Below are 11,871 nucleotides of genomic sequence, written 5' to 3' on the forward strand. Positions count from 1 at the left end.
CTAATTAGGGCTATATATGATGAAAGATTCAGATTCTATGTGTATCCTTCAACGCACACTGGAGCTTCCTTGCGGTGCGATTTTTAAGAATAGACTTGCAAAGTCGCCAATGTCCGATTCACTTGCAGACGGTGAAGGTAATCCCACAAAGGCACAGAATCGACTTTATGAAAGGTGGGCGGAAGGTGGAGCCGCTGTCTCTTTCGTCGGAGAAGTACAAGGGGATCCGCGCTTTCCCGAGAAGCCAGGAAATTTGGTGCTCGGAGCAAACTCCAAAAAAAACTTGCTAGAGTCATTAACCAGCCGGGCAGTGATTGATGGCGCTCATTTATGGGCACAAGTTGGTCATGCCGGAGCCCTTTCACACTTACCGATCAGTCAGCCAAAGGGACCATCAGCTATTGACGTTGAGGGACTTCAATGTGCAGAAATGTCTATTAATGATATTCACGAACTACCCGACATGTATGCAAAAACCGCATTACATGCTAAGACTGCGGGCTTTAGTGGTGTTCATATTCACGCAGGACACGGATTTTTACTCAGCCAGTTCCTGTCCCCGTTGTTTAACCATCGCAACGATGGTTACGGTGGTTCAATCGAAGCACGATATCGCATAGTACTGGAAGTAATAAGTGAAGTAAGGCGTGCTGTTGGTCCATCGTTTCCTGTCGGAATTAGGATCAATGCGACGGACCAATTAGAAGGTGGATTGACTGAGGTCGATGCATTGGAGGTAGTACGCCTTCTTGATCAAACCTCAATCGATCTGATTGATATTAGTGGTGGAACGTATTTCCCCGGAGCAAAGGGGAGTTCCGAAGGTTCAAGTCGAGGGCCATACTTTATTGACTTTTCCCGGCTTGCAAGAAAAGTAACCAATGTGCCCTTGATGTTAACAGGGGGGATCAAGAGACGTGATCAAGCAATTGATGCGGTAGCTAGTGGTGCTGCCGATATGGTGGGTTTGGCACGTGCCATGACTCTTAACCCCCAACTTGCGAATGCCTGGTTAAGCAAGGGAGGGGGAGATCCTGAATTTCCGAGATTTGAATCTGCACCTCTGGGTGGGATAACTGCTTGGTACACCATGCTGTTAACAGCTTTAGGGGAGGATCGGGAAAATGAGTTCAAGCTGGACCTTCCAACTGCTATTCGAAAATATGAAGAGCGTGATGCGCAACGTTGTATCAAATGGCAAAACATCTTTTCTCATCTATACACATAGTACTGAATATCGATTTACATAATGCGGAAACAAAGCGTTGCAACGGCTCATCCGGTGCAACGCAGCGGTCGGATAAGTCCGCTCAGCCCTTGGCTGGTGGCACAGTGGATCAGATACAACTTGGCATCTTTGAATATAGTCTGAACCATGTAGTGGATAATGATCTCAGCGTGTTTGAATCCCACTATCGCAATGATGTCAACGCTGCGCCGGGCTAATCAACAAGATAGATGGCAAGTTGGGCAGGGTAGAATCGCTGTTCGGCAACCTGGAAAGCAACAAAGGATTAAATTGGTTTACACTGCAGGGCAAGTCCAAGATCAATGCCAAGTGGTTGATGTGCTGCACCTTGAGAAAATTGCGACACAGGGACAACAAAGGCATTGAGCAGATAACAATTAACAGAATGAGGTGGTGGGCTGTCGATGCTGGGGGGGATTTCAAAATGTCTAATCCGACAGGCTCGTTCAGCATAAAAATATCATGAAACGAAAACTTATATATTTAGTGGCACTTTTATGCGGGGCATTGGCTATATATGAAGTATATGCAGTAGTAATTGCATATCAAAAGCTTCCCCATCAATTCGCACCCTATGCTTCAGTATCACCAAAGGATATTGGTTTAAGTAAAAAGCGTCAGGACATATTGGTTACAATTCAAGATCCTACTTTTTTTGAGCATTCTGGAATTGAATGGCCGAGCCCGATAACCACCACAACAATCACCCAGAGTCTGGTAAAGAAGCTTTTCTTCAAAAAATTTACGAAAGGCTTTAAGAAAATAGAGCAAACATTAATTGCCCGGTTTGTTGTAAATCCAAACATATCAAAAGAAATCCAACTTACAGCCTTTATGTCTACTGTATATTTAGGCGAGAAAGATGGAATACAACTGTTTGGTTTTGAACAAGGGGCGCGTTCCTGGTTTAATAAATCGCTATCGGAATTAGATGATGACGAATACTTATCATTACTTGCTATGCTGCCGGGGCCGAATATGTTCAAGCCAAATACAGTGGCGTCGAGAGAAAGGGTACGTCGTATCAAGCAGGTATTAAATGGTGAGTGTATCTACGAGCATGTGTCTCAAATATTCTTAGAGCAATGTTCTGAGAGGTGACTAGGCAATCTACAACACAAGGACAAAATTACTTGCTAGCACTGGCAATTTTTCCTGTGAGCGTGGCATTAGGCAGCGCGGCTCAGCTCAAGGTGCTTGCGTAATAGTTGATCTCGCAATTATTTGGGTATATAGTTGCGAGATCAACTATTGCGCAAAGAGGTGCTTGTGTCGAAAAATTTAGAAGCTGAATTGGTGATAAGCATCATCAATATGCAAAGCAAAATTCAGAAAAGTGTTGGCGCAGCCCTTACTGCGCATGGTATTGGCCTATCAGAGTATCTTGTTCTAAATCAGTTATATATCGCTACAAATCAGAAAATGCGGCGCAGCGACCTTGCAGAAAAAGTGGGATTGAGCCCGTCCGGCGTCACCCGTCTTCTCAATCCAATGGAGAAAATAGGGCTTATTGAAAAGGAAGGTAACCCTCGTGATGCGAGAGTCAGTTTGGTTATTCTTTCAGAGGCTGGAAAGAAAATTACTGAAGAGGCAAAAGTTTCGTTTGCGTACGCTTCAAGTACGTTGTTTGAGTCACTCGACAAAAAACGATTGAGTTTGCTTTCAGATATGCTAAAGGTTGTAACGAAATGACTACCACAAATTACCGCCAAGCTCTGATAGATAAAATTGAAACGTCTGTTACTCAAAGCCATATTAAGGCGGGTTCGATTGAAACAGCCTACTTGTCGTCAGGCGCTGGTCAACCGCTGATTTTGCTACATGGAGCCGGGGCAGGGGCGGTAACTTGGTATCCGTCCATTGGCGCTATATCAAAGCACTTTCACGTAATTGCCCCCGACATAGTTGGCTATGGGGAATCCGATAAGCCTGAAGCTTCCTATGATAGGGCTTACTTTTCGAAGTGGCTAAAGGACTTCCTGTCGGCATTAAATATCCCCAAAGTGCATATCGTGGGCTTGTCTCAGGGAGGAGCAGTTGCTCTCCAGTTCGTTCTGGACAACCCAGAAATGGTCGATAAACTCGTCTTGGTTGATTCTGGAGGGCTTGGTGCTCAGCCTACGCTTGCTGCTTTTTTGGGTATGATTTGGCTGAACAGTTTCCCGTCTTCTCTGGCCAATCGATTTTTTTCTCGCTATCTACTGTTTGACCCTGAAAACAGGGATCCAAATCACGGATGGTATTCTATTGATGTTTTAAAGCGTAAAGGTGGTAAAAATGCCTTTAAGCAAGGTCGAGGTTCGGCAGTTTCGGAAATTCCGAAAGCCTCGCTCCGCAAGATACAAAATAAAACATTAGTAATTTGGGGGGAGAGTGATCGGTTATTTCCAGTTGAATATGGCGTTAGTTCGACTTCGGAGATAGCTAACGCCAAGTTTTTAAAAATAAAAGATGCGGGACATCTTCCGCTAATGGATCAGACGGATACGTTTAATGAAGCTGTTGTAGATTTTTTGAATTAGCTGGAGGTTATATGCTAAGGCTTGAAAATAAAAATGTATTGATAACTGGAGCTTCCAGAGGTATAGGTAAAGCGATTGCTGAACTATTTTCTGAGGAAGGTGCGAATGTTATTGTTACTGATATAGATGATGAATCGGGTAATAATGTAGCCGCTGGAATTGGCGAATCTTCCTGTTATCTTCACCTTGATGTGGGGAAGGAAGATGATTGGATTGCAGCGAGTGAGTTTGTAAAGAATAAATATGGTGGCTTGGACATTATGGTTAATAATGCAGGAATAGCTGGCATTCTTGAAACTCAAGGACCCCATGACCCAGAAAATCTGAACATTAAAAGCTGGCACAAAGTTCATGAAACGAATCTTGATGGTGTTGCGCTTGGATGCAAATATGGTATTCGGCTCATGAAGAACTCTACATCAGGAAGTATCGTAAATATCTCTTCGAGATCAGGTATTATTGGTATTCCTTTTGCTGCTGCATATGCATCCAGTAAAGCAGCTGTTCGCAACCATACGAAATCTGTAGCTCTTTACTGTGCTGAAAAGAAATACCGCATTAGATGTAACTCTATTCACCCCGGTGCCATATATACGCCCTTATGGGATGTGATGCTTGGAGATGGAGAGCAAAGAGATAGCATGGTAAAAGCAATTTCTTCTGAGATTCCTCTTGGGGTTATGGGAGAACCTAAGGACGTTGCATATGCCGCGCTATACCTGGCTTCTGACGAATCCAAATATGTCACGGGAATTGAGCTCAATGTTGATGGTGGAATCCTGGCGGGTAGCACCGCCTCACCACCAGGCAAATGATGTCTAACGATCAGCTGCGTCTCAATTATTGTGTGAAACTATTTTGTGCAATACGATGATTAGTAATTAGCTTGGAGTTTAGTTCTATGACAGATACTGTTCGTGACGTTGATCAGCATTTTTGGAGTAGTAAGTTTATTCCATATCTGACGATCCGTACGACCCAAAATAGTACACAAAGCTATAAAGCTCACTGTCATCCTGAATTATCAGTCGGACTTATTGAGTCGGGAATAACACAGTTATCGATGTCAGATGGAACGGTTATCCTCAAAAAAGAAGACATTATTCTCATTGAACCTAATATTGTACATGCCTGTAATCCAGTAGAAGGTATGCCTCGCAGTTATCACATGCTATATATCGACAATGAATGGTGTTGTAATGTGCTATCTAAGCTCTATGGATATGAGGTCAAAAAATACAGTTGTGACTTAAATTTACTTCCTGTATCGGAAAATGATATAAAATTATCAGATTTAATTTTTTCACTTCTACATCATGGATTTCATAATGATGTCATAGAGGTAGAGCGTTATTTATTAAATTTAGTAAGCCGCTACTGCTCTCCTCAAAGTGAGCATGAAGAGGAAAGTGAATTGGTTTGTAAATTAAAGAATCGATTTTTACAAGACTTAGCTTATGCACCATCTCTTGAAACTGTTTCAAAAGAGTTCGGAAGACCAAAAGAGACCTTAATTCGTGTTTTTAAAAAACACTATGGTATTACGCCAAAGTCATTTTTAAATAATAGCCGCATTGAGAAGGCTAAGATTCTTTTGAAGCACGGAATGAGTATCGTTGATGTGGCGGCTGAATTGGGTTTCTCTGATCAAAGTCAATTTCATCGTACATTTGTTAACTATACAGCTTCAACACCACGGCAATACCAGCAGGTAACGTCAATTTTTGACAATAAATCCTAAGTTGTAACACTTATAATTAGAACACAATTTTGGCTATAGGTAACTGTTGATGTCACGTTCTAAATCAGATTAACCTCTGGTTTGGCTAATCTAAGGTGTTGAAATTTAAGCTTAAGAGCTACTTAAGTGTGACAGTCAAATCGTGGTATTTCCAGTCCCAAGGCCCCGATATAGTTACAGCTATTTTGTTTATATTTAGTATTAATGCGTCGCCAGTCCTTTAGCTCGACTTTAAATTTTTGTCGAAATAACTTATTTTATATACAAAGAGGGGGAATCATGGAGCTTAATTTAATAAGCATCTTTATTACCGTAGCAGTTGCTCATTTTCTAGCACTTCTTAGTCCAGGTCCTGACTTTGTATTGGTAGTAAAAAGCGCATTTAAAGGAAACCGTAAAAATGCTGTTGGGGTCGCGCTTGGTATTGCCACTGCAAATGCAGTCTACATTGGTTTATGTCTTATTGGTGTAGGGGCAATTCTTTCAACCTCAGTGTCGTTGATGATTGCACTTAAATTTATTGGTGGGTTGTTTCTTATGTACATTGCGTTTAACGCATTAAAAACCCCCCAAAAATTCTTACCAGAATATGACCGCAATATCAGCTAATTCGACTGAGTTTTCATTACTCTCTTTTTCAAAAGAATTCGTCACTGGTTTTTTATCTGGTATTTTAAATCCTAAAAACCTGTTGTTTTATCTCAGTCTTTTTACCGTCGCACTTACACCAGATATAAGTCTACAGTTTAAAATGATACTCGGCACTTGGATGACTGCCATCGTGTTTTTATGGGATGTAACCATTATCTATTTTTTGTCTAAAAATAGCGTACGCAAGAAATTCACTAAAATGGCTTTTTATATAGACAAGATTACTGGCTTTATTTTAGGTGCTATTGGGTTTAGCATTGTTAATTCTGTTTGGGCTAAGCAGTAAAAATATAATGATCTGCTTTAGTCGGGTGCAAGTTCACTGATATAATAACGCATGGGCAGATCCGCTTCGCTCCTGATTTTAGCCCACGTGTATTGCCCCTAAGCGGGCGCTAGGTGAGAGGGGATTTTATGGAATATTACATCGGATATGCTGTGGCGGGCTTACTTGCACTATCAGCGGCATTACTTGGAGCCTTGATTCCAGGCGGACCGATTGAAAATAGGAATTTTTCACATATATCCCCCTTAAAACTGGGGATGTTCAATGTATTCCTAACTGTTTTGGGAATTGGTAGTTTTACGTTAGTCTATTTTTCAATTGTAGGAGCCAAGCCTGCATTTCTCGCAGCAGCGCTTTGTGGAATATCGTATTTCCTAGTGTATGCCCTAGATTTAGGAAAGATATTCCCTGTGTCTCCAGATAGGATGCCACGTGCATTGTTCTGGATTGAGGTTGTTGGGCTTATCCTATCGATACCACTAACATTCCTATCCCTTGCCAATGTATTTATGTCAAAAGGTAGTGTCAATACCTCTGGAGTTACATCAAGTGCTATGATCCTAGTGTTGGCTGTTATGATTGTTCTGGGTGTTGGAATAGTAATATTTGCTACAAAATCAGCAATGCGGCAATCGCCTAAAAAAGCTAATTCAGCGGACACAAAAAACCGCACGGCTGATTAGCGGAGTGTTATGCGGCCTAAAAAATCGAGATATGACTAAAAAAATGTTTACAGCGGACCTATATATTAAGGTCAGAAAAAATAGATTCGAAGCCAAGAACCTATCGTTTTATGCACTGCACTGCACTGGATCTCGCTTTGCTCAGTCTGTGCGGATGGTGTTAGGTGCCATATTATGAAAAGAATTATCACATTTTTGATACTTGCTTCATGGTTGACCTCAAATGTCGTTTTGGCTGTTTGTGATGAGAACATTGCCGAAAGTACACCTTTGTCACGCTTTGTTCTTAACGACAGTGAGGCATATGACCAACAAACGAACTTGACGTGGAACCGTTGCAGTGTAGGTACCACTTGGACGAGTGACGCCGGTTGCGTTGGGGAAGTAAAGCTATTGGGACTAGATAAAGCAAAACAATTCGCACAGAATCTCGGTGACGGTTGGCGTATTCCAACGATTGAAGAGCTTTATAGTATTGTCGAACAGAAATGCTTCAATCCAACGATTAACTCCAGGGTGTTCCCAACAGTGACAAATTTTGGAGAAGGTGCGCCTTATTGGAGTGACAGCAACGTTGAGGAAATACCATCACTAATTTATTTCATTGATTTTCTCGACGGAGCTGTAGATGGTCACACCAAAGGGTTTCCACTGGCAGTGCGTTTGGTGCGTAGTGGATGTTTGTCGGATACGTCGAGACGATGTGGCGGTGAACCTGGCCGCCATCAGGCATATCACGATGAACTTCTTGAAGAGTGAAAAAATGTTTAAGGCAGGTATACAGCGTAAACGAAAGAAGGCCACGACGAACTGAGAGTATCTATCGTAAATCATTGCGATATGTAAGGGTTTATGATATTCCGTACCCACAAGCGGGCCGGGGCCTCTGCTGCCGTAGCTTCGGCCCCAAAATTAGGGATTAATTTTCTATAGGGAGTAAGAACTTGAAGTTTGGATACATAGGGATTGCATTAGGTTCAATTGCATTACTGCTTGCACTTGTAAGTTTTTGGGCTGGGCCGATCTCCCCGCAACCTACTCTTGAAACTCTCGTTGCTGAAAAAGCTGCCTCTATTAGATCAGCCGCATTGGATGCATTGTCTGGTAAGGAAGTAGTTTCAGAAACGTATAAAACTCAGTGGACGATCGACAAGGTTATCGATGTGATCATTCCATTGCTGGGTGGTTTGGCAGTAATACTTGCTGTTGTTTCTTTTACACAGAAAGAGCCTTCTCGAATTACAGGCGGTGCCGCTGCACTAGGGCTTAGCGCAATAGCATTCCAGTTTATCGCAATGTACGTAATGGCGATTCTGTTTGTGTTTTTAGTAATTTCAGTAATAGGCACCCTTGGTAGTGGTTAAAATTAACAAGGCGTTGAAGGCTTTTTCACTACAGGCAGCATTTTCGTAGCCCTTGGCTGGCGGCATATTTATACGCTATATATTGGTTTTTCTACAGCTCATTAGGAGTCAACAACGATGTCATTGCATTCCCTCTACACCGTTGCGTACCTCGAAGTTTCTGAGATGCAGATGAACTGGATGCAGGAATTGCGGCGTAAGCATGATCCGCACTACACGGTAGTGGATCCGCATTTTACCCTGGCATTCGCCGTTCGCGGAGTTGAGCAAGGCGTCTATCTTGACCACATCGCAACCATTGCGAGTGAAACGAGGCCAATTTCGTTTCACTGCAAGTACGCGATGCTCGGGGCCGACAACATTGACGACACAGCGTATGTATTCCTGGTGCCCGATGAAGGATACTCCGATCTCTCCTTGCTCCACGACAGGCTGTATCGGGGTGTACTTGAGCCGTTCCACAGACTTGAATTTCCGTACATCCCTCACATCAGTATCGCTGGCATGAAGGATTTCAAGCGGGCCAAGCGACTGTGTGATGAGTTGAACAGCCGAGGAGTTCACGTCCATGGCCAGCTTGCTTCCATCACGACAGGTTTCTTAAAGGACGGCAAGTTCTGTCATGTGCAAACATTTGAACTTGCCGCCTAACCCCTCCATCGAGCGGTCAGCTAACAGCCGGTTTTTCTGTTTGTGTTGCACTTATCCTTGCATGGCTGCTATCTGGAATATATGATTCATATATTAACTGTATATGAATCGTATGCTAAAGGCGGGGTTATGGGGATTGTAAAAATAGATGAGGAACTGCATTGCGAGATTCGCAAAGCAAGCGCAGTTATGGTTCGTTCTATAAATGCACAGGCTGAGTATTGGATAAAAATTGGCATGCTTGCTGAGGCTAATCCAAACATGTCGTTTTCTGAAATTATGGTCGAACAAATGAAGCGAGCCAATGTTGACATAAGGAAGGCTGTCGGTGGCTAACGTAAAATACAAAAGTGTCGAAGAATTAAATGTGATGCGGGAATCTGGACGTCTACTTGCAACCGTTTTCGACTATCTTGACGATTTCGTCAAGGCCGGTGTATCCACGATGGATATAAACAATTTGGCAGAGAGATACATCACCGACCAATTGAATGCCCGCCCTGCCAGTAAGGGGCAATATGGTTATCAATACGTTCTGAACAGCTCTGTAAATCATGTTGTATGCCACGGAATTCCTTCACCCACCCAGAAATTGAAATCTGGTGATATAGTCAATATTGATATTACGTTGGAGCAGGGGGGATTTATCGCAGATTCCAGCAAGATGTATATGGTCGGTGAGGTAACTCCAATTGCTAGACAGTTGGTCGATAAAACGTATGAGGCGATGTGGGAAGGGATACGCAGCGTAAGGCCTGGCGCGACACTTGGTGATATTGGTTACGCTATTCAGAGGCATGCCGAAAAGCATGGCTATTCCGTTGTTCGCGAGTATTGTGGTCATGGGATTGGCCGGGAAATGCACGAAGAACCGCAGGTTCTGCATTATGGTGAGCGAGGGAGAGGTCTGGTCCTGCAAGAAGGGATGGTGTTTACAATAGAACCGATGATTAATCAGGGTAAGGCCAAGGTTAAGTTGAAGAAAGACGGGTGGACCGTTGTCACTAGTGACAAGAAATTATCCGCGCAGTGGGAGCATACTATTGCGGTCACATCGACTGGTTATGAGGTGCTTACACTCAGAACTTCAGAGCTTACTTAACAATCGCAGGCATAGCAGCGGGGTTCTCGTTGCCGCTTAGTCTCCACTATAAAGCCTCGGATGCTGTTGGCGTTATAAGGCATATGAGCACTGGCGGTACTTTTTAGTAAGGGAAAAATAATGCATAAAATTCAATGTAAATGCGGATCTTTACGCGGTCATATTCGAGGTGTTGGAACTTGCAGCCGAATTGTGTGTTACTGCTCCGATTGCAAGGCCTTTACAAAATTCTTGGGTTGTTCCAATGACGTGTTGGACGCACAGGGTGGAACCGAGATCGTACAGTTGGCTCAACCACGCGTAGTCTTTTCGCATGGTAAGGATCACCTTGCTGCGGTGCGGCTTAGCGAGAACGGGCTGGTTCGGTGGTATGCTGCTTGTTGCAAAACCCCGATTGGAAATACTTTAGCTAATCCCAAAGTTTCTTTTATAGGTCTAATTCACTCATCGCTTGACCATTCTATGATGGAGGAAAACTTCGGAACAAACATTGCAATAGTTAATGTTGGTTCTGCTACTGAAGAGTCAAGGCCAAAACAGAGAGGCCTTCTAGGCACTATTTTACGATTCTTCTGGATTGTTTTATCAATGCGTATTGGTGGTAAGTATAGAGGATCTCAACTATTTAATGAGACTGGCGATCTAATCGTGACCCCATTGATACTTACTGCAGAGGAACTCAAAGATTTGAAAAGTGCCTAACAACATAGCGGGTAGATTCCATTGGCTCCAGTGCCTATATCGAGCAGCTTGATGCTGTGCTGCTCAAGCCCAAGCAAGTCTGTTCTTTCGGGTAAATCACGGAAGTGGGCACATGATAGTGGGCAGGATATACAAGCTATGCCTTATCCACATCGGTTTTGAACAGCCCATAGCGCCAGCCGCGGATGGCAATGATCACGGTCGTTCCGTGGCGCGTATCAAAATCCAGCGATACATCCTCCCGGTTAAACTCTTCAAACTCCCGCGCCAGGCGTTGCATGCGCCGCTGGAACGCCTGATTGGATGATTTCGACAGCATACCGTTCAGCACGATCAGGTTCTCATCCTCGGCCTGAAAACGGGAGTTGAAGTATTCGCTGGCGATACGCTGCTGGAAGAACTGCTGGATAGGGCCATTTTCAATCCAGTTGAAGTTGGCAGCTACCTTCAGCTTGACCCGGTTTCGGGGCAGCAGATCGATAAGCTGAAGTTTGTCCAGGCGTGCCAGTTTCCGGGTGCAGGTGTGCGGGTCGAGCTGATGGACCTGCAGGATATCGTCCAGAGTCCAGCGGTTGAGTACGCACACGGTGATCAGCAGCAGAGTCAGATCGCCTGCGATTTCGCGCTCCTGCTCGACGGTAAGGCGCTCGATACGGCCTGTTTCCTCTTCCATCTGTTTGACCAGATCGGTGATCTCCAGGCCGATCAACTGGCCAATGGCTTCCAGCCGCTCCAATGATAACTGGTTTGTGGATAGCAGCCGTTTTACACTAGCTTCGGATAAGTCCAGCGCTGTGGCTACATCGGCATAGGTCCTGCCGTGGGCTTTCAGCGCTCGTTTCAGCGTGGTGATCAGTGCTTTAGTCTGTCTCGCCATGGGGTTCCTGCTATTTCGTTTGAGCCAATCGGGAATAAAGTAT

Annotated in this window: 17 protein-coding genes; 16 read left to right on the forward strand and 1 reads right to left on the reverse strand. The window is 43.9% G+C overall.

Translation table 11 applies throughout. The features are described from left to right. Positions 1–16: 16 nt before the first annotated feature. From F5I99_RS08950 to F5I99_RS09020, 16 genes are all read left to right on the forward strand, one after another. Positions 17–1,228: an NADH:flavin oxidoreductase/NADH oxidase family protein gene (locus F5I99_RS08950; RefSeq protein WP_151055180.1), complete on the forward strand. Its 1,212-nt coding sequence runs from the start codon at positions 17–19 to the stop codon at positions 1,226–1,228. Next, on the forward strand, positions 1,195–1,446 hold the full coding sequence (locus tag F5I99_RS08955) for a hypothetical protein (RefSeq protein WP_151055183.1): 252 nt from the start codon (positions 1,195–1,197) through the stop codon (positions 1,444–1,446). The genes F5I99_RS08950 and F5I99_RS08955 overlap by 34 nt, the downstream gene beginning before the upstream one ends. A 265-nt stretch (positions 1,447–1,711) precedes the next feature. After that, entirely contained in the window at positions 1,712–2,350 is a 639-nt protein-coding gene (locus tag F5I99_RS08960; RefSeq protein ID WP_151055186.1) for a transglycosylase domain-containing protein, read from the forward strand. Positions 2,351–2,518: 168 nt separating this feature from the next. Then, positions 2,519–2,941 (forward strand): MarR family winged helix-turn-helix transcriptional regulator, encoded by a 423-nt coding sequence (locus F5I99_RS08965; protein WP_225307610.1) that lies wholly within the window; start codon positions 2,519–2,521, stop codon positions 2,939–2,941. Next, positions 2,938–3,771: an alpha/beta fold hydrolase gene (locus F5I99_RS08970; RefSeq protein ID WP_151055190.1), complete on the forward strand. Its 834-nt coding sequence runs from the start codon at positions 2,938–2,940 to the stop codon at positions 3,769–3,771. The genes F5I99_RS08965 and F5I99_RS08970 overlap by 4 nt, the downstream gene beginning before the upstream one ends. An 11-nt stretch (positions 3,772–3,782) precedes the next feature. Further along, complete coding sequence (locus tag F5I99_RS08975; RefSeq protein ID WP_151055193.1) at positions 3,783–4,586, forward strand: glucose 1-dehydrogenase; 804 nt, start codon at positions 3,783–3,785, stop codon at positions 4,584–4,586. An 86-nt stretch (positions 4,587–4,672) separates the two neighbouring features. Then, positions 4,673–5,512 carry an AraC family transcriptional regulator gene (locus tag F5I99_RS08980; protein WP_151055196.1) on the forward strand — a complete coding sequence of 280 codons (840 nt, stop codon included), beginning with the start codon at positions 4,673–4,675 and terminating at the stop codon, positions 5,510–5,512. A 279-nt stretch (positions 5,513–5,791) separates the two neighbouring features. Beyond that, complete coding sequence (locus F5I99_RS19830) at positions 5,792–6,121, forward strand: LysE family translocator (RefSeq protein ID WP_267903008.1); 330 nt, start codon at positions 5,792–5,794, stop codon at positions 6,119–6,121. Then, complete coding sequence (locus tag F5I99_RS19835) at positions 6,102–6,449, forward strand: LysE family transporter (RefSeq protein ID WP_267903009.1); 348 nt, start codon at positions 6,102–6,104, stop codon at positions 6,447–6,449. Before F5I99_RS19830 ends, F5I99_RS19835 begins: the two co-directional genes overlap by 20 nt. A 128-nt stretch (positions 6,450–6,577) precedes the next feature. Then, positions 6,578–7,132, forward strand: a complete 555-nt coding sequence (locus F5I99_RS08990; RefSeq protein WP_151055199.1) for a hypothetical protein — start codon at positions 6,578–6,580, stop codon at positions 7,130–7,132. Between the two features lie 174 nt (positions 7,133–7,306). Beyond that, positions 7,307–7,891 (forward strand): Lcl C-terminal domain-containing protein, encoded by a 585-nt coding sequence (locus F5I99_RS08995; RefSeq protein ID WP_151055202.1) that lies wholly within the window; start codon positions 7,307–7,309, stop codon positions 7,889–7,891. Positions 7,892–8,076: 185 nt separating this feature from the next. Beyond that, entirely contained in the window at positions 8,077–8,496 is a 420-nt protein-coding gene (locus F5I99_RS09000; protein WP_225307611.1) for a hypothetical protein, read from the forward strand. Positions 8,497–8,613: 117 nt separating this feature from the next. Next, the gene (locus F5I99_RS09005) at positions 8,614–9,147 is read left to right on the forward strand and encodes a 2'-5' RNA ligase family protein (protein WP_151055208.1); all 534 of its coding nucleotides are present in this window, start codon (positions 8,614–8,616) and stop codon (positions 9,145–9,147) included. Between the two features lie 129 nt (positions 9,148–9,276). Further along, positions 9,277–9,483 (forward strand): ParD-like family protein, encoded by a 207-nt coding sequence (locus F5I99_RS09010; RefSeq protein WP_151059054.1) that lies wholly within the window; start codon positions 9,277–9,279, stop codon positions 9,481–9,483. After that, positions 9,476–10,249 (forward strand): type I methionyl aminopeptidase, encoded by a 774-nt coding sequence (map, locus tag F5I99_RS09015; RefSeq protein WP_151055211.1) that lies wholly within the window; start codon positions 9,476–9,478, stop codon positions 10,247–10,249. The genes F5I99_RS09010 and map overlap by 8 nt, the downstream gene beginning before the upstream one ends. A gap of 120 nt (positions 10,250–10,369) precedes the next feature. Further along, a complete protein-coding gene (locus F5I99_RS09020; RefSeq protein WP_225307612.1) occupies positions 10,370–10,951 on the forward strand; it encodes a DUF6151 family protein in 582 nt (193 codons plus the stop codon). A 136-nt stretch (positions 10,952–11,087) separates the two neighbouring features. Here the strand turns inward: F5I99_RS09020 and F5I99_RS09025 are convergent, their stop codons facing one another. After that, positions 11,088–11,828 (reverse strand): helix-turn-helix domain-containing protein, encoded by a 741-nt coding sequence (locus tag F5I99_RS09025; protein ID WP_151055216.1) that lies wholly within the window; start codon positions 11,826–11,828, stop codon positions 11,088–11,090. Positions 11,829–11,871: the final 43 nt, after the last annotated feature.

Source organism: Nitrincola iocasae (assembly GCF_008727795.1).
Classification (GTDB): domain Bacteria; phylum Pseudomonadota; class Gammaproteobacteria; order Pseudomonadales; family Balneatricaceae; genus Nitrincola; species Nitrincola iocasae.

Coding starts and splice junctions, on each gene's coding strand:
- F5I99_RS08950 (WP_151055180.1), top strand. CDS start 17: ATGATGAAAGATTCAGATTCTATGTGTATCCTTCAACGCACACTGGAG.
- F5I99_RS08955 (WP_151055183.1), top strand. CDS start 1,195: ATGGCAAAACATCTTTTCTCATCTATACACATAGTACTGAATATCGAT.
- F5I99_RS08960 (WP_151055186.1), top strand. CDS start 1,712: ATGAAACGAAAACTTATATATTTAGTGGCACTTTTATGCGGGGCATTG.
- F5I99_RS08970 (WP_151055190.1), top strand. CDS start 2,938: ATGACTACCACAAATTACCGCCAAGCTCTGATAGATAAAATTGAAACG.
- F5I99_RS08975 (WP_151055193.1), top strand. CDS start 3,783: ATGCTAAGGCTTGAAAATAAAAATGTATTGATAACTGGAGCTTCCAGA.
- F5I99_RS08980 (WP_151055196.1), top strand. CDS start 4,673: ATGACAGATACTGTTCGTGACGTTGATCAGCATTTTTGGAGTAGTAAG.
- F5I99_RS19830 (WP_267903008.1), top strand. CDS start 5,792: ATGGAGCTTAATTTAATAAGCATCTTTATTACCGTAGCAGTTGCTCAT.
- F5I99_RS19835 (WP_267903009.1), top strand. CDS start 6,102: ATGACCGCAATATCAGCTAATTCGACTGAGTTTTCATTACTCTCTTTT.
- F5I99_RS08990 (WP_151055199.1), top strand. CDS start 6,578: ATGGAATATTACATCGGATATGCTGTGGCGGGCTTACTTGCACTATCA.
- F5I99_RS08995 (WP_151055202.1), top strand. CDS start 7,307: ATGAAAAGAATTATCACATTTTTGATACTTGCTTCATGGTTGACCTCA.
- F5I99_RS09005 (WP_151055208.1), top strand. CDS start 8,614: ATGTCATTGCATTCCCTCTACACCGTTGCGTACCTCGAAGTTTCTGAG.
- F5I99_RS09010 (WP_151059054.1), top strand. CDS start 9,277: ATGGGGATTGTAAAAATAGATGAGGAACTGCATTGCGAGATTCGCAAA.
- F5I99_RS09020 (WP_225307612.1), top strand. CDS start 10,370: ATGCATAAAATTCAATGTAAATGCGGATCTTTACGCGGTCATATTCGA.
- F5I99_RS09025 (WP_151055216.1), bottom strand. CDS start 11,828: ATGGCGAGACAGACTAAAGCACTGATCACCACGCTGAAACGAGCGCTG.